A 21,192-nucleotide genomic window follows, 5' to 3' on the forward strand; every position below is an offset into this window, starting at 1 on the left:
GCCTGGTGCCCATCGGGGCCCTCGTGAAGGCTTGAGCCTAGTGCGGTGAAAGTTGCCCGCTGGGGTCTTAGAGGGACGACCCTTGGTAACAAGTGTCGTCTAATCGACAAAAATACAACAGAGGGCACTATCAATTTACCCTTCTGCTGTTTGTGCTCTTACACTGTGGCGTAACACACTACATCCACTCTAAGAAATCCAATTCATCACGATAGCGTTGGATTTGCGACTCCGTTTCCGTGAATCGAACCGTTGTCTCTTTTTGGGGTTGTTTTGCTCTATTCCGGTGGATTTTTCCAGTCATCACCTCTGATATCGAATTGTTACCATCTATTTTTTCTTGGTTTTGTTACTAGCTTTATCGTTCAAGATATTATCAATAACCCAGCCTATTTTCTGAGCTTCTGTCTCTAGATATGCGTCACCTACGTGTGTGTAACGAAGCGTTGACGATATTCGCTTATGACCCAATAACTTTGCCACCATCGGTATCGGATACCCTTCCAACACCGCATAACTCGCAAACGTATGCCGCAAGTCATGAATACGTACACCCTTTATTTCAGCCAGTGTTCGAACCTGAACCCACACGGTATGGACTTTCGTCGGTTTACTCGCAAAGCCGCTTAATAACGGAAACACATCCTCACTTTGATACCCTGCGTATTCTTTACGCAGTTGAGACACCAGTCTTTGTGCTGCCTGTCCAACATACACAATCTTGGCCCCTGTTTTACTGTCGGGTAAGTGCCATTCACTCCCTTTCACAAATGACCACTGCAACCCCGTCACTTCTGATATCCGGCATCCCGTCAACAGCACTAACCGGAGCGCCTGACAACAACAGGCCTCTACCTCCCCGACTTCACTCACCGCTTGCAAAGCACTATCAAGCTTTGATAACTCATTATGACTGAGAAAACGGTTCAGGTTGCGTTGACGATTTTGCTTAACCCCATCACAAGGGTTGTCAACACAATATCCCTGCTTCACCGCATACGCAAAAATCGACCGAAGCACATCCAAATTACGATTCGCTGCTCCTGCATACTTTTGACTGAGTGCATCAAACCAACGCTGAACATGAATCGAATCAATTCGATGTATGGGATATCGACCAAATGCTTCGAATAAGTAACAATGAAGTGCGCTTCTAGCGGTACTTTGTGTCGCTGGCTTCCAACTCTGCATGACTTTCTCTGTCCATTCATTCTTCACCAAGGCGTCAAAACGAATCATTCGCCCACTCTGACGAGACCCTTGCTTCAATGCCGTACGAAAGGTTTGCTCTACATATTCACGTGCGGTTTTCAACTTGATTTGCTCTGTAGAAGCAACCGTCTGATTGCCTTTCGCTGTCCGCATCACATAAAAACATCGCCCATCACGGCACACTCGCACACCTAGTATAGAGGTCAGACTGTCCCACACCGTATACGTTCGAGACGATGGGATGTATGACTGGATAATCGCTTGCGTTAGCTTCACCGTCTTCATTGCTTCATCCCCTTAACCAGTACTCTGGAAACATGAGACGCGGCTTTATATGCGTCATCATGACTAAGATGAGCATATCTCAACGTGGTTTTAGGGTCGGCATGACCAAGTAATCGACTCAGAGCGTACAAGTTCACTTTAGATTGCAAAGCGAGGCTGGCATAGGTATGACGCAAGTCATGCAAACGAACATCTTCTAATTTCGCGTCCTGACACACTAATTTCCATACCTGAGTGAGCGCATGTTCGGGTAAGGGTTGACTGCGGTCTCTGCCATGAAAAAGATACTCACTGTCTGATGACCAATGCGCTAGATATTCCCTGACTTGTGAGCACAGGTACACGGTCTTCGCCCCTGTTTTACTGTCAGTTAAATGCCAATGCCCGCCCCGATATTCATCCCAACGCAACGTCCTGACTTCTGAAGAGCGACACCCCGTATACACCAGTAAACGTATCACCATTACTGCAATTGGATAACCATGCTCTAATGTCTCTAATGCTCGCCACAACTGACGCAATTCATCCGGCGTTAAATAACGCTCTTTTCCTTTCTCTTTGTAACGTTTAAAACGTCGGCATGGATTGGTGTTATTGTCTCGATAGCCCCACACTTCACACTGTTGCATCATCACTGACAACAAGACTAACGACTGATTCGCAGTAGCCTTAATGTGACTTAACTGACTGAACCACTGTTCAACATCTTGACGTTCAATGGTATGTACCCATCGTTCACCAAGCAAAGGCGCTATATGCAAGCGAAAAGCACTTTCATTTTTCTCTAAGGTTTTGGGCTTCCAATGACGAGAGTAACGCTCAAAAAACTCCACAGAAAAAGCCCGAAGGGTCACAACCGGACGCTCATTAGACACAAGGCAACGAGTTTGATTTATCAACGTCTTAGCCTTGATTCTCGCTTGGCTCAATGACAGTTCGTCTGTACTGCCTAACTTTTGATTCTGCCGTAATCCATCATGTTGAAAACGGACAAAATAATTGACCTTACCGGATGGATACACCCGTAAATACAAATTGGACACTTTAGTGTCATACACTTCTTGAGTTTTATTACTGGGTTTGATTCGGTCTATGAATCGTTGAGAAAGCATCTGTTTTGGCATGGTTCATGCTCCTGTTTTCAGGGGCACATTGCCACGATAAACGAATAAACAATGTGCCATTACGCCTAAAAACAGAGACTAAAATCAACTTACTTTCAGTAAGTTACACCAGACAACCATCCATAATCGCCAGATTATGACGTGGGGTGTGGGGAATTTTCAGAGAGCAACGACAGTTCAGTGAAACGTCAATCCGTTCGGTGTGTTTTCGGGTGTTTTGGTTAAGTGAGTATCGTAGAGCCGACTCGATGGCGATTGAATCGTTCAGGTCTGGACGCGTTCGCGAAGAGGTAGCAAGGGAAATCTGGAAGGACAGGCGCACCATTATGGTGCAAGTCGGTTTATTTAACGTATTGCGAAAAATACACGTTTTGGACTTTTTGGATGTATATTTTTCTGGCGTTTTCGGTGCGTTTCGAAAAGCCGGCATTATACGCGCCGACACTGTTCCAATTATAACCATGACTGGCAAAGTTTGAGCTTAATACCCAAGCGCCTAGTGACACATTGAAACATGGATCGTATACATTGGATTCATTCACTTTAAATTCTGCCAATCGAGAAAACCAACTTGAATTGATCTGCATGAGTCCAAAATCACGACTTTTCACATTTCCGTATTGATCGCGATTTTCATTATAGGCGTTAGGGTTGAGACTGCTTTCAACTTGCGCGATAGATCGAAGTAAATCCGGTGACACATTATAATAGGCTCCCGCTTCATCAAAACAAAAAGCCATACTAACACTGGGGAGTAAACCGCAAAGTAACGTTAATTTTCTCATAGGCATAAAAAATGGAGTCCTTGTTAGGACTCCATTTTATCACATCAATTCATATCATCAATATTCACTAGGAAGTAAGACGGTGGTTACGCTTCTATTCCACTCGGTGATTATCCAGATTTTTTCACCACAAAATTGATAACTTGACATAATGCGACCGTCTGATTTTGTTGACTCGTCATTTGTAACTTTATCTTCAATTGGCATGTCGCCCCAATCACCGCTTTGATGACGCATCAAATAAATATGCAGATTTGCACCAATATTGGTTTCCAATAAATTAGCAACGCCTTGAGTCATTACTGTTTTACCTAGTTCAAAAGGTACAGCGGTGCAAACATAAGTTTGCGACTCGGTGTAATTTGGTGTAGTATCAACTTCGTTCATAATTAAGCAGTCCTAAAGATTAGTTTATTGTTTGAATATGGGCATGCCTTGATATTTGTTCCAAGCGAATATCAAGGCGCTTTTCTTTGTCGCTCAATCGACGTCTTCGGTTTTACATATATGCAGATACACAGCTACTATTTCCTCTTGTGAAATCTCGTAACCGTCGAGCTTTTCGACACAATCAGTAACATCACCGGTATAAAAACATTCATGGTTAAATAGCTCTCTGCGAATAATGGCGGCTTTGCCATTTTCCGCGATATCTTGAGCAATCCCCTCTTTTTGTATTTTGTCTAATCCAGCCATTACCTCTTGTGCAGTATCACGTGGACAAATTAAACCAGCAAAAAGATGGCAATATTCTATACCTTCTTTTTTACCGTCTTCGAATTGCTCTTTAGAAAAAGCAAAAAATGCCCCCGTTTTATCATACAATTCGGTTTGTTTATCCTTGATGTAATCAGATAGGTATTTCATATTTACGCTTCCTTATTATGTGGTTAATGAATAAAAGAAAAGCCATCCGTTAAAATGGGCAGCGGTCGAAAGAATAAATACGTTTATTGGATGTAGACACATCCAAAATAACAAAGGAGTCATTAAGCGTTCCGTTTTTTAAATGAAACTCAACACGCTTTTTCACTTCTGAAAAATTGGATGGATAGAATTTAAAATCCTTCATCACAAAACCAGATTGGGTGAGCTCTTGAGGGGTGATATTGCTGTCTTTAGCAATGGTAAATCCTGGCTCGGTTTGGATGCTTTCCCATATCTCGATAGCGTGGCTTAACTCGGCAACACGCTGATAAAACGCATCGATATCACTTGCGCTTAGCTCACTTAGGTTTTCCTCTAGAAACGCCAGTTCCGCTTTGGCTTGCTCATAGTCACGCTTTGAACGTAGAACCAAGGAGATACCATCATCGGCAAATGTCATACCAGATTCAATGACAGCATTAACAAGTGCCCTTGCTTCTTTTGCATTTTCGCATTTGTGCAAAACAACCGATCCGGCTTGTTCTTCATTTACGCTCTTTTCCCATGCACAAACTCGCCAATTCGTTTTCTTATCATCTTCGTCAAAAGGATGACCGTCACAAGACACAAACACCTCAGTATGTATATAGACATCGAATTCTTTCACATTCCATTCAAAATTCGCTAACAAGGCACGAGAGCGAGAGATATCATTTTTAGGAGGGCTGGCGTGCCCCACGGCGAAACGTGGGTCGCTGTTTTGCAATGTAGAGAGAGTTGGGGTTGTGTTTGGCTGTGTCATAGGAGTTTCCTTCTGTTTGAGTATCACTTTCTGGAGCCGCTTGGCTGTCCAGTCCTTCTCCATGGTTCTCATTGACAAGGGCGCGCTAGCGTTCATATACCCTTGTCAATGAGGTTCTGGTGAAGGATGGTGAACAGCCTGCGAGTGCCAGACAGTGATGCGAGTAAAGGAAGCTCGACACAGACAAGCCAACCCCTTACTCGAACTTCATTGGAAAGCAGTGAAATGGCAAAGAGGAGGGACGACGATGCGCAGTGGAGCGCGTCGCATAAGACGCATAGCGCAACGAAGGCGTTTAGGATTGCAGCGATATCCTTTTAGATAGGGACTTGTAGAACATCACGCCCTGGGAAGGCACGATAGTGACTTTTCGGGGCATGAGGTTCTGAGTCCATAGCTGAAAGATACAAGCGGAAAGCCCTGCCCGAAGGGTAACGCCCGTCTTGCTTATTATTTTCAATTAACGATCAAATCCAGTCGTAATAAAATGTCATCATCAAGTTTTTTACCTGACTAATTTGTGCCCTCACATCGACAAATCGCCACAGAACCCTTTAACCCACTGTTTTAAAATAATAATACAGGTGACTAAAATGAGCCATAAAAGGTAAGAGTTAGAGCACAAATACACAGTGGTGGTGAGTAGAGCAAATAGAAATGCTGGCAGGCATTTCCCCTCGAAGAGGGGAAATTAGAGATTATTTCAGGATTTGGAGAGCAAGACTGGCGATAACGCCAATCAGTGTCGTGATAAGTAGCCAGTTAAGGCGGTCGAACTTCTTGTCGAACTTGGCTTCAAGTTTCTCGAAGCGTTCATCGACTTTCTCGAAGCGTTCGTCAATCTTCTCGAAGCGTTTATCCATGCGAGCTTCCAACGCGTTCACCTCTTCACGGGTGGCATTGTGCTGCGCTTGGTCAAACAAGAGCTTGAGCAAGTCTTTTTGGGTGATGTCGCCAGAGTCATTTGAGTTCATGTTGTTATTCATTGTCGTTCTCCTTAATTGATTGTACCGTAATGTGTTGATTTTTTCATCTCTGTTTACACGGACGCGTCAAGGGGAAAAATCAGGTTCGTGCAACTGGCCTAGCGAGCCTGCGAGTGGGCAGTTGCAGGGTTCTTATTTTTTACCTAGCGTTAAGAGTGTGAACGAGTTGAAAAACAACCAAGGCAATTCAAAGGGGCATGATGATGGTTCACCATGCCCAGCAGACAGCGCCACCGAAGTGACGCTATCAACGGATTTAAAAGCCTTGAGGCATCCACTTAGCAAAATGCGTCTTTTGCGCCACTGTGAGCGATTCGTCACCACCATTGAGCCAAGTGTCTAACTGCGTAACCAAATCGCCTTTTTTGAGCGATTGAGCGCTTTGCAGCCACGTGTCTGACATAACCGGACGAGCAATATCAATCAACGCGTCTTTATCGATGCGTTTCAAGAAACTGTCGGTATCTGGTCGCCAGTAGTCTGCACAGTCAATGGTGACTTTACTGCGCACCTGCGTGGCGATATCAACAACATGGTAAGGGGCTTTAAACACCATCGCCGACACAAACACCAGTAACGCTTCTTTGTCGTCAGCAGATAATTGACAAAAGGCTTCATAACGCTGCGCTGGGGTCTCTTCCTCCATCCAAGCAAGGGGTAACCCTTGTTTATGTGCATCAATGGCCTCAAGTGCCTTGTTACGCTCAAATTCACCTTGTTTGGGCTCTAGATGGGTGTCTTTCACGCTTACATCCATTGGTGTATCGCTATAGCGACTGTTCAGCACATTGATACACAGTGAGTAGTAGAGCGCATCCAGCACAACCTGTGGGGTATTCAGCAGAGCCACTTTTGACAACACCAGTTGATGGGCCTTGAGATCTTCTTGCAGCGCATTGGAATAGTCTTTTGCTTCAATGGAGACGTCTTCACTTCCTACCCCGTCCCCGTAGCTACCTGCTTCGGTTTTCGTTTTGTTATCCTGTAACGCTTTAAGGGCTTTACGGTCAGCTTTTGCCACTAAGCCTTTGGTGACGTGAATTTGACCATCGTAACCTAATGATAAAATACACCCTGCCAGCGCTTTTTCGGCTTTTTTGTAGTGGCCTTTGTTGGCGACCAACTCTTTGTAGCCTTTGGTTTCATCAAACGTGCGCTGTAAGATAACCTCCGTCCACTTCCACCCTTGCGCTGTTAGCTTTTCTGCTTCCACGTCCATTTTTTGAGTGGCAAGCGATTCCATCAAGTCGCGGTCTTCAAAGTACACCTTGTCGGAAAACAAATCCGACGTAACAGCCCCTCCCGCTTGTTCATACGCTTCTTGGCCAACAAACTTAACCAGTAGATGGGTAGACTCAATGGCGGTTTCTTTAAGCATGTTGCGAATTTCATTATCGTTGTACCAACGACTCTCTTTGACTTGCTCCCATACCTCTGCTTGACGCTCAGGACTGGCGATAGCGAACACCATCACTCTATCAAGTCCGACTTCGCCCTCACGATACGCATTGAGCACAGCAGGGATAACCGCCGCCAATTTCATACGCTGATGGATGTAGGTTTGCGTTTTACCAAAGTGCTGCGCTACGGCCTCAACCGTTGCGCCTTTCTCTATCATATCGCTGAATGCTTCGAATTCATCCGCAGGGTGCATGGCTGCACGAGATAGGTTTTCTGTCAGTGACAATTGTTGTGCGTAGTTCTTCGCCTCACTGTCTGTTAGTACCTTAACGGACACAACATCATCAATACTTAACAGACCGTCTTTGACCAATTCATTGAGCTGCGTCAGACGGCGACCGCCAGCCACGACCCCATAGACTCCATTGTCTTCTGGTAAGCAAACTAGGTTTTGAATCAGGCCGTGAGCAGCAATAGAGGCTTTTAGCTCGGCATCTTGCTCTTTGGTGGTTTTGGTTTTACGAACATTGAGTTCAGATACAACCAGCACACGAATAGGTAATCGCTGTAAAGCGTTATCGCTTTGTGCAGTTGCCTGAGAGTCCAACGTCGATACGTTGGTCGTTGCTTGAACGTTAGAGCGCGCTGGGAGTTGAGTGATGGTGTTCATAAGGTGGTCCCCTTTTAGTTGGTTGAGTATCACTTCGTTTGTTGCCTGACTTCTCTAGCTCAAGCCCTAACCCCACTTGGCAAGGGCGCAACGCGGCTCTGCCCTCCCTTGCCAATGGGGGCGGGGTTTGAGATATCTAGAAGTCAGAGCGATAGACAAGTGATGCGAAACCTCAAAGGGGATAACCGAACACCAGAGCCAACCCCTTGCGCGCTCAACGATTCAAGGGACGAAATCAGCGGTGGGCCGCAGGCACACAGCAAAGCCTCACCCCACAAACGAACACGCGCCGCTTCAGGCGCCTAGTGTAAGTGACGTGGGGAAAGAAAGCTGTCGCGATCGCGACAACCTTATCCTGGCTTTTGCGTTGGGTGATTGGGTATCTGGAACGTTGTGGCGTGAGAACGCCCTAAGGTGAAGATATTTTCAACCAAAGTCTGGATGCTGCGATAAGAACAAATAGCGGCCCGAAGGCCGCTATGACTTAAATCCAGCCGCGTTCAGCAAACGATACGGTATCTTCGAACGAGATAACGAAGTGATCGAGCACTCGAATATCAACCAGTGCCAATGCATCGACAAGTCGCCTGGTGATTCGGCGATCAGCTTGACTAGGCTCTGCGGTGCCAGAGGGATGGTTATGGTAAAGGACTATAGCCGCCGCGTTCTCAGCCAATGCTTTTTTAACCACTTCACGAGGGTAAACAGACGCAGCATCGATGGTGCCGGTGAACAGCTCTGCAGAAGATCGAACGCGATGTTGGTTATCAAGGAAAATAACGCCGAATACTTCGTGCTCTTTGGCTACCAATGAGGTCTGACAAAACGCTTTAACTAGGTTCGGTGTAGTCAGTGCCGGTTGTTCGCTGATAATCAGTTTTGATTTAAGAATGTCAGCGGCGTGTGCCAGAGTTTCTTGCTCTTCGGCCGTGAAGAGTGAGGTATCTGTGTAATTAATCAGTGATGCAGTCATGGCTTACTCCCGTGTTCATTTCGTTGTCGCCTGACTGTCCGGCCTCTCTCCATCGTTCTGCTTTGACAAGGGGCAAGTAGCCCTTAGCAACAAGTTGCTTTAGGGATACTGCGTGTACTTCCCTTGCAAAACAGGTTGTGGTGAGAGACGGTTTAAAGGAAGGTGCGATTGACGAACGAACACGACCGCCGACTTTACCGCCTACACGGATGATTACCGACGTCGTCCTCGATGCTGCAGACACTGAGCGGCCAATGCAGAGTCATAACCAAATTGACGAGCTATCTTCAACGCCTCTTTCGAACGACGTTTAAAGCTGCGCTCAAAATAGAGTGAGAACAAACGAATATACTCGTCATAGGATGTGCCGCTCTCGATGCTGGCTTGCTCTGAGATATCTTGGATCTTAAAGAAAAGGGAACGGACGTTCATTACATTGCTCCTGTTATCAATGCGATATAAGAGAGGACCGACATCGTGCCGGCCCCGACCCTCGACTTTTAAGCGATGGCTTTTTCGTAGTTTATTCGAATGGTGCGCAGCACCGTCGAAGGCTTACGCATAGCGTTAATCATGCATTGAACTGCGGTTTTAGCGCTGTCTGGTGTCTCACCATAACCCGTCGTCACGAGTTCGCACTGCTCACAGAAGTTTTCGACTTGAGCTTCCGTTAACTCTGGCCACTTTTCTCGCACCATATCAGCAAAGGCATGCTGATATTCCGGTTCACTCACAACTGCCGCACCCTCTTGAGGCGCCTCTGGTTGTGGTTCTGATTCAGTCGATGCATTCACAGCAGAAGGAAACACTGTATCAGGAAAGTATTGTCGCTCTAACGCTTGTAGCTCTGGTGACACTGGACAGTCAAGATGGCACAGCATTTTGATGGCCGTTAACTTAATGGCCGTCGCATTAGTGAGCATGTTGCCGGTGACCGCATCGATACAGCGCCCCACAAACGCTTCACTGTCTCGCTTAATATTCAGCGTTCCTAAATCACTGATTTTCTCTGTCGTCCCATACTGACCAACCAAACACTGTCCTACCAACCCTAACGCATTGAGAAAGACGCCGTGAGAAGATAGGTATCCTGCACGAAACTCATCCGCCGAATCATCCCAATAACGGAAGGCTTGCCACAGTAACGGTTTGGCACACGCACTCCAAAAGTCTCGTGCCACTTCACGCTGTTCATCGCTCAAACTATCCGTGACTTTCACACACAGTAAACGCGCCGTCGCATCCTTCAAGATTTTGATCGGGAAAAGATACTCACTGCTCTTACCAATCACATTACGCTCGAAGTCCACAAGATTGGTAAACACTGCTAAGTCTTTTGCCATTTCAACCACAAACTTAGGCAAATCGTCGCGTTGATTATAGGTGTCGCTGATGCTGGTACTGGGTTTCACTGTGTGGCCATTGATGTCTGAAAACGCTTGTTGACGCTCTTCCAGGGACATCTCCATAAACAGCATCAACGGAATGTTGTGGCCACGCAGTTCAACCTCACTTTTCAGCGCATCGATGATGCCAGTGGTTCGGTGCTGACCATCAAAGAGCAAGATTTCCGAATCCATACTCACTTTTAACAGTCCAACGTTGGCGTGCTCCGATTCAATAAACTCTGGCTGTTCATTAATTACACCCGTGAGTGACGTCAATACGTAGCTCTCTGGGTTATTTTGGATGTATTGAGAGATTTTCTTAGCACGAGTGGGGTTCACCTCACGCTGCGAACGTGCCAGGACATTACCGGAATCGAATGCTACCAAACGCTGCAGCACACCGAATGGCGCATTGATGGTATAAAACGGACGGCCCGCTTGGATGCCGCGGACAGCTGGGATATCAAATGTAAATTCAGACATAATGGTTACCTCATTTTTTGGATTTAAAGCATTAAAACTGTGAATTAGATGTTGCCTTTCAGGTGGGCTTTGACTTCTTTGATGGTTCGAAAAGATTCGCTACAAAGCCATGCTTGCCCTAAGGCACAATGGGTCTCGACGAAATACAACGGATTCCCATCGACCGTGGCGATGTCGAGTTTTTGGTAAACGTGCGTTTTATACTCCACAGACCAATTAATGACATTGCACTTTTGCACCCCGTCATCGTCATACACATCGAATTTATGTTTAGGCGTGATGACGGCTTGCTTTCTAAAATCACGAGCGGTCAGTTCCGATATGGCAGTAAATAGCGTTGGCATTTTCATGATTCACTCCCCTAGTCCGCGCAGGCGTCGATGATGAATTTGTGTGGCTGGCTTTGGCATTAAACCGGCTTTACGAAGCTCATAAGCTCTTGTCATGATGGTGTGGATGGTGCGCCCTAGCGCAAAACTCACTTGCTCAGGTCCATCAAGGTCGTAACGCTGTATCAAGTAAGCTTGGTCGGTTTGTTTCCAAGGCTTCCCATGATTCGGGTGATAGTCTGGGTGATATTGCATTCGCCCATAACGGTCATAACTAACTTCTTGTGTCGAACCTTTCATTGCGTCTTACCCCATCAGTTGTTGTGTAGAAAAGTCAAAGTGGAACGACTGCAACTCAAAGCCATTAGCAGTACTTTTCAGAAGCAGGGCTGGCGCGACCGTTTTAAAACGGGAAAACATCACAACGCCATGAAATAACGCATTCCCTACGACGAACCACGACCATTCATGGAGCGCCGTGGTAGTCGCTAAGCGATGACGTAACCTATCGATGTCTTCGGTACTGAGCACACGCTGCTCTGGTAGGCACTGACAGACCTCTTGATACAGACCGCTTTCTTTCAGTGCATCAATGACCACGCGCTTCTCTGCTCGTTTTTGGTCACTCAACACTTTCAGCTGACGTACCTTTTTAAACGCTTGACTTAATGACATCGCCGGACGGGTGTCACGACCTTTCTGCTTGAGGCTTCTCAGCTGACGACGACCGGTTAATAAGACCTCGGCACAAGTACCAGGAATTGTTGCTTGGCGCTGTGTTTGACTTGAAAACATAACATCACTCCTTCTTTCTCAATGCCGCCATAAAGACGGCAAGAACGTGTTTAAATTTCAGTACTTCCTAGCCACCAAGAACCGACTGTGGCATCAACGTTATCAAGGGATTGACAAGGATGGTTTTTGGCACGCTCTTGCACCGTCGTTAACGTCCAACCACCTTCTGGAGCAGAGTATTGAGTGACGACATCACCCGAATGACCATCACGAATAAGTAACGGTTTTTGAGCACAGTCACGAAATCGCGAGGCGTTGTATTTCAGAGGAGCATCAATCAACTTGATGGATGTAGTGACTTTCCCTTCGTAAGATGAGATAGCGGTAGCAAGCTCTGACATACGCAGATGGAACGCATCCAACTCACTTGCACTTACCTCACTGTATTTTTCTTCCAAGAAAGCCAGTTCTGATTTGGCTTGCTCATAGTCACGTTCTGAGCGTAGAACTAAGGAGATATCATTTTTAGGAGGGCTGGCGTGCCCCACGGCGAAACGTGGGTCGCTGTTTTGCCATGTAGAGAGAGTTGGGGTTGCGTTTGGCTGTGTCATAGGAGTTTCCTTCTGTTTGAGTATCACTTTCTGGAGCCGCTTGGCTGTCCAGTCCTTCGCCATGGTTCTCAGTGACAAGGGCGCGTTAGCGTTCATATACCCTTGTCAATGAGGTTCTGGTGAAGGATGGTTAACAGCCTGCGAGTGCCAGACAGTGATGCGAGTAAAGGAAGCTCGACACAGACAAGCCAACCCCTTACTCGAACTTCATTGGAAAGCAGTGAAATGGCAAAGAGGAGGTTACGACGATGCGCAGTGGAGCGCGTCGCTTAAGACGCATAGCGCAACGGAGGCGTTCAGGATTGCAGCGGTATCCTTTTAGATAAGGACTTTAGAGATCCACGCCCAGGGAAGGCACGATAGTGACTTTTCAGGGGATGGAACTCTTAGTCCATAGATGAAAGATACAAGCGAAAAGCCTTGCCTGAAGGGTAACACCCAAATTAATAACGAGTGTGAAAAAGAAAGCAGATAGGAGACCGAACAAGAGGGAAAAGCACAAACGCCAGAAACAGGCTTAAACTCGCACACTTATTTGAACCCACAAAACTACACCTGAGTTAGGTTCAAAAAAGTATGGCGCTATATATTTATGACTTTATGACTTTATGACTTTATGACTTTATGACTTTATGACTTCTTAGATTTTGTGTAGGAACGCTTTGGTCTGAGTCTAGCGGAATGCAAAGTTTCAGCATAAATACGACCTTTCTGGGTCAACTGCCACATCATTTCGTTATCTCTTGCTTTAACGTTAAGAAGCTTATCCGTATTAGGTTGGGCAACTAAATAGCCATTTTCAACCAGTTTATTCAACCCAACACTAAAGTGATTACGATGAAGCTCTTTAGACAAAGAGAAGCCAACTTGCTTGCGAAGGTAACCGGTATTCACTGGAGTATGAGTACCCATTTTTAGCTCAACGAAGTGGATCATCAATAGAGCATTCTTTTGTTGAGCACTGATTCTGATGTTCAAGTTTATCTCTCCTTAATCGTATGGATACGAATAAGACATGAATTATTTCTTTAACTCATGCATACAGCGTTTTACATCTTGGCCACAGAAATAAAACCCGCTATAGCCAATAGCATGGCGTTTAGGTGGCGTTACTTCCCCAGGAAGCAATTCATTTTTGAGGGAAGCATTTTTTAGAACAGAGACGCGAAGGCCAAGCAAAACTGCGGCTTGAGTTAAACATATAGGTTTATCGAAGTAATCAGTAGCCATGCTCCACCTTAGTCGGTAATGATAGCCGAATTTTCTTCAACCAATTCTTGAGCCGTTTTAAGTCGTTGACCAAGCTTAATGTAAAGCGCCTCTGCTGCTTCATAAGAAAGCTCAAGTTTATGAGTGTGCAAATTCTTCAACTCTGTCTCTGTGTGGGCTATAAGCTTATCGCTGACAATCTCAAGCTCAACGCCTTTAATGTGCTCAACTACATGAGATTCACTTAATAGCAACACTTCCACGTCTTCTATAAATGCCATGCTTTTTACCTCTAATTAGTCTCTTCACGCATAATGCGATAGTTAACGACTGCGATATACGCCCCAAATGGAACTAAACATATCCCCAATACTGCAAAGAAATTCCACATTAAGCCGCCATTGGCAAATGAGTCGAAGCAAAGGAATAACCCAAACAGAACAGCGATACAACCTAGTAGAATTGTCAATTTCGCCATAGCTTCATTTCCCCTTAGTAATCTAAATCATCCAGATCATGTGAGAACTCTTTGCCTTAGTTACTGGCCTTACATCTATATAGCATTACGCTATGATAAATAAACCCAATAACGCCGAAGCTTAAAATAAAGTATCGAATCTCTGGTTTGACTGTTAGAGAGGTAAAAGAGTATTTCAAAAAAGCTTCAAAATTCACAAAAGCGAAAACTCCCAAACCTATAAAAGCCAAACGGCTAATTAGACCAATCTTAAAGTAGGTACTTGCCTTTAGGTTCAAAGTTCTAACCACATCTTTTCTCCTAAATTAGAAATTTAGACTTCTCTATGCGTCCGATAGCTTTTAATATTCTGGTTCTAATCGGCTTGTCACTATTAACTTCATCACAATAAACCTTTAAAGCAGGTAAAATATTTGGGAAAGAAGTCAGGAGCGAAACACTAGCTTGAACAGCATATGTTTGATGGAAGTCCAGCCTTGGTTTCAGATCATAATTAACATTAAAACCAGCCTTAGATAAACGTGATTGAATCAATGGAGAATCAAGGCTCTCTCTAGCTGTTCTTTTTCTTGCCTCTTTGCGATTTTCTGATTCGAAAACGTCAATTATAACTGTTTCATTTAGTGACCAGTCTAACCATTCATCAGAGTAAATAACATCAGTGCAAATCATAAATAGTCTTGTCATAAGTTTTATCTTTACGTCTGTTTTTCCAGTTCGTCAGCAATATCGCGAAGCACCTCAATCCATTTTTCTTTAGCTTCACCCTTGAACGTCATATTTTCGAAAGATTGCTTAAGTGAAAAAGTGGATAACGGAACTTCTGGTGATAAGGAAACATTCACTATTCCAGCGGCAATTTCATCAATGATAAGTGAAGGTTTGATAGGCCATGACAAGCCTTTTGGATCTGTTTCATACTGCATGTTCTTTACTCCTGTTTTGAGCTTTCCAAGAATTTAACCGTAGCCCGTCAGGGTCATTTTAGCGGTAAGAACGGCATCATGTAGGACGTTCATAAACGCATCTAATTTATGTTCTGTATCAGCACTTTTTACTGCTTCTTTTACCAGTGCCTAAAACTCAAATGACACTTCACCTTGTGCGTATTTCATGATCTCTTTTCCCTCTCGATACCTAGATTTGCTCATGCAATCCTGAACGACTATAGGTGAGCTGCTTACATGCTCGTAAGTGCCCGACAAAATCACGCCTACTATAAATACACCTAAACCAGCGCCTGCTAACGCCATTTAAGATGGTTGGAATTCTAGAAGCCTTGGTTGAGGGATTTCTTTGATTTTTGTGCCGTATTTCATTTCATTATCATTGTCAGAGTTTAAACGCCACACAATGGTGCCTTTAAAAAATATTAAAAAGATCACATCATGCATCTTCCTATGTTCGGCGATTTCCCAGAGTAACTGGTGACATTGATTGAAAAGCGAGTCAAACTTTTGCCTAAATAGGTAGTCGTAGATATTTAGAAGCTCGCCTATGTCTTGGTCTTTGATTCGCTCAAAAAGCCCCATTTCTACATGTGCTTGATGTTTGTATATCTTAGCTCGACATACGTTATATTCGCTTTGATCTGATTGTATTGCTCTATTAAGATTGTTAATCTTTTCACTATGTGTACGTTGTCTGTTAACAGTAAACAAAATGTTGTTTGCTGCTGTAAAATAACCGAGCTTTCTTGCTTTTTTCTCTAGTTTAACTAACGTCTTTAAACGAAGGTCAGATGGTTTACGTTCTGCAAGTAGGGCTTCTGACACAATGCTCTCGACAGACTGTTTGTGGAATTCATTTTTCCGTGATTTTGCTAGTTTAATTGCCGCGTCCAAATCGATACTTTCAAGTAAACTCAATCTTTCTCTATAAATCATATCCAGCGTCCATTTATCAGACTCTGGGCACAATTCTTCACATAAATCTAAGTACTCTTTTGCTTCATCGTAATTAGCTTTCATTCTATACGAACTGGACATTAGAGCATAATAACGGTGTAACTGTTCACTATCGACCTCTTTAATTACATCCAATAAGCTATCTATGGCTGTAATTGTTTCTGTGAATCGAGATGTACTTTTCAGCAAAAACACATACGCTCCGCTTAGATAACACAGCTTATTCATTCTTCTGAATGCCAATTCAGTTGACTGACCTGTTGCTTCTAAATGACGAATATTATCTCGACACTCCTCGAATGCATTGCGAAGCAAGGTGCAGGTATTATCTTCCTCTGTATTGTATCCGGACTGAGAGATTTTTCGGTTGATAGAGCTGAGCTTCACACCCTTTTTCGTTTCGGTGAGCGTAACATCTAGGTACTCGTTTGATATTCGCAATATCTCTTCACGAGTCATTTTACTCATCATATAGTCTTTGATTATAGGGTTAACCTTAACTAATTTTGAGTCTTGATCTAGTTGCACTGTTGTGGCGAGTTCTAGTCTAACAAGCTCCATGGTGTGCTTAGCATATAGACCGACTCCCATTTCAGCTTTGCGAATGTTGGTCAACGTTTCTCCGTTCTTGAGAACAGCTAGAATTTTCAGGTACCTTAATACTGGTTCTTTTGTAGGCTCATTGAACAACAAATTAATCTGATTCATAGTGGTTTTAGGGATGTGTTCTGAGTGGAACGCATCATTGAACATCTCGACATCCGAAAGTACTTCTTCTACAGAGCTAACATTCAAATAATCCATTATTAGTTCCAGCTTCTCTACCACTCCTTCTGAGTATTCGTATATCTGGGTTATTTGCGCATGTGTAAAATTATGTTTGTCGAATCTATTATCTAGAATAAGCTGAGTATCGTTTCGATCTAGTTTTTTTAGTTCAACTTGCACTTTACTAAACTGTTTAATGTCAACGCTTGACGTATAAATAAAAAATACCTTGTTGTGTATAACGTTAAGATTCTTCGGAAGGTTAGACAAGTACATCAAAGCTTCCGCATCCATGTCACCACGAATTTTATCGAAAATAATGAAATGCACGTCATCTTCACGCAAGTTGAGTAAGTAAGAAAGCTGCGACAAAGATTGGCCTGAATCCATAAGAACTTGATGTTCAATTTGTGCTTGAGAAATCACCTCAGAGCAGTTCACTCTCACGCAGTGAGTAGCTTTATCAGATACCGAGTTCGTTAGCGAATAGATAAAGTCATAGACACCGAACCCTAATGGTGACCTTACAAACAATGAGTTGTTTTTTGTCAGCTTTTGTATAGCTTTACTTCTCGTTCGCCCACGAGTTTGACTACTGTAATGCCGTTCGGGAATGTTGTAGTAGCTAATGGTTTCTAAACGTTTTTGTTCAATGTTACGTTGCTCAACTTGTCTTTTTTTTATTGCACTTACCTGTGCCAGTGTTGCGAACACCTTATTACAATCGACCCCCTTATATAGCTGGATTCGACCACGACTTATGCCATCGTTTAAACGATTTAATAAAGGGGCTTCTCTTTGCTCTATTACGGCGTTGTTGCCTTGGTAAAAACACCATAGAATATTGTAGTTCATCTGTGTGTTAATCACTGCTGACGCCAAAGAACGAGTAAAGCTATCATCCCATCCACCATACCCCATAACCACCAAACTTTGATTACCAATGAGGTTTTGCAGCGAAGTTTCAATGCGGTCTCTGTTTGATTGCAACTGATTCGTTGTGTGCATTGAGTCGCCACGCACCCAACTACCATGTAAATGATAGATATTGATATTGTCGTTTATATCGTTTGGTAGCTGAGTATCTGCTACTACGCTAAAAGAGTTGACAGAAATTCCTTGATTATTGAACTCCTCCTCAAGTAGCGTATCAAAGTTTGTCGTGATGATATTATTTACTACGATATTGCCGTTTTTGATACTAGTAACGAAATCTTTGATTGCCTTGGGTACTCGATGTTTACCGTTTTCATCGAGATTACTTTCTACTACGCGTTTAATGATTTCATTCACCGACTCTTGACCACATAGACCGGCGATTAAGCTAAAAGCTTGTTGGTATCTATCCTGTTCCGAAAAGCCTTTAGCTTCTTCAAAATAGAGTTCATCAACCTCTTGCTCTATTGCATATTCTTCAATAAATTCAATGACACCTTCAACGTTTGGTATGCCTACCCCATTAGTTACTTGACTTAATGCAGCACCAAATAAAAAAGTAGACCCTTTGTTATTTTTTTTGAGGCGTATATTTAGAATACGTTCATCGTAAAAGCCAATTGACATATATTGCTTTTTCTCCTGCTATTGTTTTGCTTTGTCGTTGATACTGATCACTGTGTCGATTTGAGGCTGCGAAAACTCTTTACTCATAAGCGAAGAGGTAACTAGCTTACGCGCTTTTAGAGTGCGCTTGTCGAAACTTTCAATGTTATTTAACCAGTTGATATTCTTTCACAAGGCTGTCCAATGGGATTCTAAGCCCATCGTGTAGCTTGCGAATCATTGAGATAGATAAACGTCTTTGACGGCTCAGAATCTCCGTAACACGGCTACGCTGACCAAGGAAAGGTACAAGGTCTTTATCCTCTAAGCCTTGCTGTTCCATACGGAACTTGATTGCTTCGATTGGATCAGGTGGTGCAATTGGATAATTAGCTTCTTCAAACGCCTCAATTAGAGTGGCAAGCACTTCTAACTCATCACCCTCTGGTGTGTTTGGTTCAGCATCCCAAAGCTGCTCGATACGCGCTAAAGCAGCGCGGTTATCATCTGCTGTTTTGATTGGTTTAACTTGCATATCTGCCTCTTCTAAACGGTTTTCGCATCAACTTTGTCATAGTCTGCATGTGTGCCAATAAAGCGAATATATACCATCGAAAATTTGTAATTAATCGCGGTGATCAGTCGATACTTGTTGCCGTGAACGTTGAACACAACGCGATTATTGCCAACGAAAGACGCATTTCGGTACAATGCCTTTATGTCTTGGGGCGTTTGCCAATTTGCGTGTTTGGCTTCGTCGTACCATGCCATTAGTGGCTGTTCAGAATCAGCGTAATTAGGCTGTTCCCAAAACTCTCGTAAAGTTGCTCTTGATAAAATTCGCATACATCCCCTTTGCCACATTTCCCATTATGGGAAATATGCAATAAACAGTCAAATGTTATTTTCCCAAAAAGGGAAATAACATAAAATCATAAACCTAATAGAGTTATAAAGCCAGTTGCGCAGCTTGGTATAATTGAGTTTCTGAAATGTCGATATACTCCAAACTCATTGATGGTTCAGAATACCCTAATGCTCTACTCGACCATTTTGGTTCTATCGCTACCAGAAGTATTATGCAACAAATTGAATTAAAGGTGTGAATTTGGCGTCCCGTTCTTGGAAAATTGAAATCAGCCCCAATATAAAAGACTTCAATGTAGCCGTAGAGCAAAACGTGGCAATCACCATCTATCAATAGACATTAAAGCCAGTATGCAAATCAAAAAAGACTTCGAATACTATAAGAATCTGCACAGCTTAGTCAGCCATGCCCTCCTCCATCTTTTGTTTCAAGTATCGACGTCTTCTCGCTATGTCCCTGTCACAAGGCGAAATGAGATCCTACTTAAATATCTCAAACCAAAGCTCAATGATAAAGCCTTGTTGAATATCAAAAAAGACATCAAGCTAATGATCCAAACCGCGAGAAGCAAGGGGAGTAATTTGGAAATGAAACTGTATGAGATAAATGAAAAAGCCAAACAAACTAAAATTGCTGGAGCTGAAAAGCTCTATTCGTTGTTGGTCTATCTCTACGATGAAGAACGAATTGAATCCCGCTTATTTGAAGAAGGTCAAGCAGCCGAGCCAGGCATTTTATACATGTTAGAAGAGCATATCGAACACTGCTTTGACCATGATGATTCACAAGTCGCGCCGTTATCAATGCTTATCCAGTTAGAGCGCGCCCCAGAGCTCATTGACGTTATCAACCGTCATGGCTGGTTCATCGCCGAAATGAAAGAATGGAATAGTGACACGTTCCAAGCCCACCTACTTCTCCATCCTGTGACCAAACACTAAAAAACCATGGCGAGTAAAGAAGAAAGAGCAACGCAGTTTTTAATTAACGCCAAAGAAAAGTTTGGTGAGCTCTATGATTATTCAAAAGTTCGGTATGAAAACAATCGAGCCCACGTCACTATCACCTGTCCTATACACGGTGATTTTCATGTTTCACCAGGTAACTTTCTCACCCGAGAAATAGGCTGCCCTCACTGTGGACGCCAAGCATCGAGACAAAAAAGACAAGAGAACTACACCAAAAAAAGAGCCGAAGAAGGCTGCGGGACAAATCAATTCAATGTACGCGGTTACCAAACCCAATATCCAGACTTATTGAAACGGATATTAAAGTAACCACGCTCAATATCTGTACGCTTACTACCGTACAAACAATCAATCAAACTAACATACAAATAAATATGATTTGTGCATGTGTGTGTTTTTGAGCGTCACTGAATCCGAGTAGTTTTAAAAGGGTACACCTCAAGCGAACCAGTAAAATACACGCCCTTCTGGTTCGATAAGTATTGATTTTCAACCCTATGCGAACCAAAATAAAAAACCACACCCAAAACGAACCATAAATACGCAACGATGTTTATAAGAGCCTATCTACGAGCCTCAACGACAGAGCAGGATGCCGAACGAGCAAAAAGTGATCTGCACAATTTTGCCAAACAACACAATGTACGCATTGCTAGTTTTTATACTGAACATTTATCAGGCACTAAATTAGAGAGAGCTGAATTAGCTCGTTTGATTGAAGACTCACATCGAGGTGATGTGTTGCTCATTGAGAAAGTTGACCGGCTTTCTCGCCTCCCCTACAAGCCGGCGACAGAGTCG

The 21,192-nt window shown here is 43.7% G+C and carries 28 protein-coding genes; 3 read left to right on the forward strand and 25 right to left on the reverse strand.

Annotation, left to right across the window (positions count from 1 at the left end; translation table 11 throughout):
* Positions 1 to 330: 330 nt before the first annotated feature.
* From HW45_RS02465 to HW45_RS02585, 25 genes are all read right to left on the reverse strand, one after another.
* Entirely contained in the window at positions 331 to 1,497 is a 1,167-nt protein-coding gene (locus HW45_RS02465; RefSeq protein WP_152559599.1) for a tyrosine-type recombinase/integrase, read from the reverse strand.
* Positions 1,494 to 2,621 carry a tyrosine-type recombinase/integrase gene (locus HW45_RS02470; RefSeq protein ID WP_038224443.1) on the reverse strand — a complete coding sequence of 376 codons (1,128 nt, stop codon included), beginning with the start codon at positions 2,619 to 2,621 and terminating at the stop codon, positions 1,494 to 1,496. The genes HW45_RS02465 and HW45_RS02470 overlap by 4 nt, the downstream gene beginning before the upstream one ends.
* A 341-nt stretch (positions 2,622 to 2,962) precedes the next feature.
* Positions 2,963 to 3,406 carry a lytic transglycosylase domain-containing protein gene (locus HW45_RS02475; RefSeq protein ID WP_038224480.1) on the reverse strand — a complete coding sequence of 148 codons (444 nt, stop codon included), beginning with the start codon at positions 3,404 to 3,406 and terminating at the stop codon, positions 2,963 to 2,965.
* Between the two features lie 57 nt (positions 3,407 to 3,463).
* Positions 3,464 to 3,793, reverse strand: a complete 330-nt coding sequence (locus HW45_RS02480; RefSeq protein ID WP_038224445.1) for a hypothetical protein — start codon at positions 3,791 to 3,793, stop codon at positions 3,464 to 3,466.
* Between the two features lie 93 nt (positions 3,794 to 3,886).
* Positions 3,887 to 4,273 (reverse strand): DUF7659 family protein, encoded by a 387-nt coding sequence (locus HW45_RS02485; protein WP_038224446.1) that lies wholly within the window; start codon positions 4,271 to 4,273, stop codon positions 3,887 to 3,889.
* 49 nt (positions 4,274 to 4,322) lie between these two features.
* Positions 4,323 to 5,075 (reverse strand): hypothetical protein, encoded by a 753-nt coding sequence (locus HW45_RS02490; protein ID WP_038224447.1) that lies wholly within the window; start codon positions 5,073 to 5,075, stop codon positions 4,323 to 4,325.
* A 698-nt stretch (positions 5,076 to 5,773) separates the two neighbouring features.
* A complete protein-coding gene (locus HW45_RS02495; protein ID WP_051867677.1) occupies positions 5,774 to 6,061 on the reverse strand; it encodes a hypothetical protein in 288 nt (95 codons plus the stop codon).
* Between the two features lie 256 nt (positions 6,062 to 6,317).
* Complete coding sequence (locus HW45_RS02500) at positions 6,318 to 8,132, reverse strand: ParB/RepB/Spo0J family partition protein (RefSeq protein ID WP_038224449.1); 1,815 nt, start codon at positions 8,130 to 8,132, stop codon at positions 6,318 to 6,320.
* Between the two features lie 484 nt (positions 8,133 to 8,616).
* The gene (gene radC / locus HW45_RS02505) at positions 8,617 to 9,105 is read right to left on the reverse strand and encodes a RadC family protein (RefSeq protein ID WP_038224451.1); all 489 of its coding nucleotides are present in this window, start codon (positions 9,103 to 9,105) and stop codon (positions 8,617 to 8,619) included.
* On the reverse strand, positions 9,086 to 9,349 hold the full coding sequence (locus HW45_RS29205; RefSeq protein WP_152559600.1) for a hypothetical protein: 264 nt from the start codon (positions 9,347 to 9,349) through the stop codon (positions 9,086 to 9,088). The genes radC and HW45_RS29205 overlap by 20 nt, the downstream gene beginning before the upstream one ends.
* Positions 9,319 to 9,537, reverse strand: coding sequence for a hypothetical protein (locus HW45_RS02510; RefSeq protein WP_051867678.1), 219 nt, complete (start codon positions 9,535 to 9,537; stop codon positions 9,319 to 9,321). Before HW45_RS02510 ends, HW45_RS29205 begins: the two co-directional genes overlap by 31 nt.
* A gap of 68 nt (positions 9,538 to 9,605) precedes the next feature.
* The gene (locus HW45_RS02515; protein ID WP_081875738.1) at positions 9,606 to 10,976 is read right to left on the reverse strand and encodes a DNA sulfur modification protein DndB; all 1,371 of its coding nucleotides are present in this window, start codon (positions 10,974 to 10,976) and stop codon (positions 9,606 to 9,608) included.
* A gap of 44 nt (positions 10,977 to 11,020) precedes the next feature.
* Positions 11,021 to 11,326 (reverse strand): hypothetical protein, encoded by a 306-nt coding sequence (locus tag HW45_RS02520; protein ID WP_038224453.1) that lies wholly within the window; start codon positions 11,324 to 11,326, stop codon positions 11,021 to 11,023.
* Positions 11,327 to 11,329: 3 nt separating this feature from the next.
* Positions 11,330 to 11,605 (reverse strand): hypothetical protein, encoded by a 276-nt coding sequence (locus HW45_RS02525; RefSeq protein ID WP_038224455.1) that lies wholly within the window; start codon positions 11,603 to 11,605, stop codon positions 11,330 to 11,332.
* A 6-nt stretch (positions 11,606 to 11,611) separates the two neighbouring features.
* Positions 11,612 to 12,100: a hypothetical protein gene (locus HW45_RS02530; RefSeq protein ID WP_038224456.1), complete on the reverse strand. Its 489-nt coding sequence runs from the start codon at positions 12,098 to 12,100 to the stop codon at positions 11,612 to 11,614.
* A gap of 50 nt (positions 12,101 to 12,150) precedes the next feature.
* Positions 12,151 to 12,651 carry a hypothetical protein gene (locus HW45_RS02535; protein WP_038224458.1) on the reverse strand — a complete coding sequence of 167 codons (501 nt, stop codon included), beginning with the start codon at positions 12,649 to 12,651 and terminating at the stop codon, positions 12,151 to 12,153.
* Positions 12,652 to 13,281: 630 nt separating this feature from the next.
* On the reverse strand, positions 13,282 to 13,629 hold the full coding sequence (locus tag HW45_RS02540; RefSeq protein ID WP_235225343.1) for a hypothetical protein: 348 nt from the start codon (positions 13,627 to 13,629) through the stop codon (positions 13,282 to 13,284).
* Between the two features lie 42 nt (positions 13,630 to 13,671).
* A complete protein-coding gene (locus tag HW45_RS02545) occupies positions 13,672 to 13,881 on the reverse strand; it encodes a hypothetical protein (protein WP_038224459.1) in 210 nt (69 codons plus the stop codon).
* Positions 13,882 to 13,889: 8 nt separating this feature from the next.
* On the reverse strand, positions 13,890 to 14,141 hold the full coding sequence (locus HW45_RS02550; RefSeq protein ID WP_038224461.1) for a hypothetical protein: 252 nt from the start codon (positions 14,139 to 14,141) through the stop codon (positions 13,890 to 13,892).
* Positions 14,142 to 14,152: 11 nt separating this feature from the next.
* Positions 14,153 to 14,338 carry a hypothetical protein gene (locus tag HW45_RS02555; protein ID WP_038224463.1) on the reverse strand — a complete coding sequence of 62 codons (186 nt, stop codon included), beginning with the start codon at positions 14,336 to 14,338 and terminating at the stop codon, positions 14,153 to 14,155.
* Positions 14,339 to 14,638: 300 nt separating this feature from the next.
* On the reverse strand, positions 14,639 to 15,025 hold the full coding sequence (locus HW45_RS02565) for a hypothetical protein (RefSeq protein WP_038224467.1): 387 nt from the start codon (positions 15,023 to 15,025) through the stop codon (positions 14,639 to 14,641).
* A gap of 11 nt (positions 15,026 to 15,036) precedes the next feature.
* Entirely contained in the window at positions 15,037 to 15,264 is a 228-nt protein-coding gene (locus HW45_RS02570; protein WP_038224469.1) for a hypothetical protein, read from the reverse strand.
* A 327-nt stretch (positions 15,265 to 15,591) separates the two neighbouring features.
* Positions 15,592 to 18,576, reverse strand: a complete 2,985-nt coding sequence (locus tag HW45_RS02575; RefSeq protein ID WP_038224471.1) for an SIR2 family protein — start codon at positions 18,574 to 18,576, stop codon at positions 15,592 to 15,594.
* A 145-nt stretch (positions 18,577 to 18,721) separates the two neighbouring features.
* Complete coding sequence (locus HW45_RS02580; RefSeq protein ID WP_038224473.1) at positions 18,722 to 19,090, reverse strand: helix-turn-helix domain-containing protein; 369 nt, start codon at positions 19,088 to 19,090, stop codon at positions 18,722 to 18,724.
* Positions 19,091 to 19,101: 11 nt separating this feature from the next.
* Entirely contained in the window at positions 19,102 to 19,401 is a 300-nt protein-coding gene (locus HW45_RS02585) for a type II toxin-antitoxin system HigB family toxin (RefSeq protein WP_038224474.1), read from the reverse strand.
* A 372-nt stretch (positions 19,402 to 19,773) separates the two neighbouring features.
* On the opposite strand from HW45_RS02585, the gene HW45_RS02590 reads away from it, so the two are divergent.
* The 3 genes from HW45_RS02590 to HW45_RS28635 all read left to right on the forward strand — a co-directional run.
* Positions 19,774 to 20,364, forward strand: a complete 591-nt coding sequence (locus tag HW45_RS02590) for a DUF2913 family protein (RefSeq protein WP_038224476.1) — start codon at positions 19,774 to 19,776, stop codon at positions 20,362 to 20,364.
* Between the two features lie 6 nt (positions 20,365 to 20,370).
* The gene (locus tag HW45_RS28630) at positions 20,371 to 20,700 is read left to right on the forward strand and encodes a DUF723 domain-containing protein (RefSeq protein ID WP_081875739.1); all 330 of its coding nucleotides are present in this window, start codon (positions 20,371 to 20,373) and stop codon (positions 20,698 to 20,700) included.
* 240 nt (positions 20,701 to 20,940) lie between these two features.
* Positions 20,941 to 21,192, forward strand: a 252-nt coding sequence (locus HW45_RS28635; protein ID WP_160171184.1) for a recombinase family protein, incomplete at its 3' end; no start/stop codon positions are given.

The sequence above is a fragment of the Vibrio sp. ER1A genome (assembly GCF_000733315.1).
Classification (GTDB): domain Bacteria; phylum Pseudomonadota; class Gammaproteobacteria; order Enterobacterales; family Vibrionaceae; genus Vibrio; species Vibrio mediterranei.

Coding starts and splice junctions, on each gene's coding strand:
- HW45_RS02590 (WP_038224476.1), top strand. CDS start 19,774: ATGCAAATCAAAAAAGACTTCGAATACTATAAGAATCTGCACAGCTTA.
- HW45_RS02470 (WP_038224443.1), bottom strand. CDS start 2,621: ATGCCAAAACAGATGCTTTCTCAACGATTCATAGACCGAATCAAACCC.
- HW45_RS02535 (WP_038224458.1), bottom strand. CDS start 12,651: ATGACACAGCCAAACGCAACCCCAACTCTCTCTACATGGCAAAACAGC.
- HW45_RS02495 (WP_051867677.1), bottom strand. CDS start 6,061: ATGAATAACAACATGAACTCAAATGACTCTGGCGACATCACCCAAAAA.
- HW45_RS02490 (WP_038224447.1), bottom strand. CDS start 5,075: ATGACACAGCCAAACACAACCCCAACTCTCTCTACATTGCAAAACAGC.
- HW45_RS02555 (WP_038224463.1), bottom strand. CDS start 14,338: ATGGCGAAATTGACAATTCTACTAGGTTGTATCGCTGTTCTGTTTGGG.
- HW45_RS02575 (WP_038224471.1), bottom strand. CDS start 18,576: ATGTCAATTGGCTTTTACGATGAACGTATTCTAAATATACGCCTCAAA.
- HW45_RS02545 (WP_038224459.1), bottom strand. CDS start 13,881: ATGGCTACTGATTACTTCGATAAACCTATATGTTTAACTCAAGCCGCA.
- HW45_RS02520 (WP_038224453.1), bottom strand. CDS start 11,326: ATGAAAATGCCAACGCTATTTACTGCCATATCGGAACTGACCGCTCGT.
- HW45_RS02570 (WP_038224469.1), bottom strand. CDS start 15,264: ATGCAGTATGAAACAGATCCAAAAGGCTTGTCATGGCCTATCAAACCT.
- HW45_RS28630 (WP_081875739.1), top strand. CDS start 20,371: ATGGCGAGTAAAGAAGAAAGAGCAACGCAGTTTTTAATTAACGCCAAA.
- HW45_RS02510 (WP_051867678.1), bottom strand. CDS start 9,537: ATGAACGTCCGTTCCCTTTTCTTTAAGATCCAAGATATCTCAGAGCAA.
- HW45_RS02530 (WP_038224456.1), bottom strand. CDS start 12,100: ATGTTTTCAAGTCAAACACAGCGCCAAGCAACAATTCCTGGTACTTGT.
- HW45_RS02485 (WP_038224446.1), bottom strand. CDS start 4,273: ATGAAATACCTATCTGATTACATCAAGGATAAACAAACCGAATTGTAT.
- radC (WP_038224451.1), bottom strand. CDS start 9,105: ATGACTGCATCACTGATTAATTACACAGATACCTCACTCTTCACGGCC.
- HW45_RS02580 (WP_038224473.1), bottom strand. CDS start 19,090: ATGCAAGTTAAACCAATCAAAACAGCAGATGATAACCGCGCTGCTTTA.
- HW45_RS02480 (WP_038224445.1), bottom strand. CDS start 3,793: ATGAACGAAGTTGATACTACACCAAATTACACCGAGTCGCAAACTTAT.
- HW45_RS02550 (WP_038224461.1), bottom strand. CDS start 14,141: ATGGCATTTATAGAAGACGTGGAAGTGTTGCTATTAAGTGAATCTCAT.
- HW45_RS02515 (WP_081875738.1), bottom strand. CDS start 10,976: ATGTCTGAATTTACATTTGATATCCCAGCTGTCCGCGGCATCCAAGCG.
- HW45_RS02465 (WP_152559599.1), bottom strand. CDS start 1,497: ATGAAGACGGTGAAGCTAACGCAAGCGATTATCCAGTCATACATCCCA.
- HW45_RS02500 (WP_038224449.1), bottom strand. CDS start 8,132: ATGAACACCATCACTCAACTCCCAGCGCGCTCTAACGTTCAAGCAACG.
- HW45_RS02585 (WP_038224474.1), bottom strand. CDS start 19,401: ATGCGAATTTTATCAAGAGCAACTTTACGAGAGTTTTGGGAACAGCCT.
- HW45_RS02475 (WP_038224480.1), bottom strand. CDS start 3,406: ATGAGAAAATTAACGTTACTTTGCGGTTTACTCCCCAGTGTTAGTATG.
- HW45_RS02525 (WP_038224455.1), bottom strand. CDS start 11,605: ATGAAAGGTTCGACACAAGAAGTTAGTTATGACCGTTATGGGCGAATG.
- HW45_RS02565 (WP_038224467.1), bottom strand. CDS start 15,025: ATGACAAGACTATTTATGATTTGCACTGATGTTATTTACTCTGATGAA.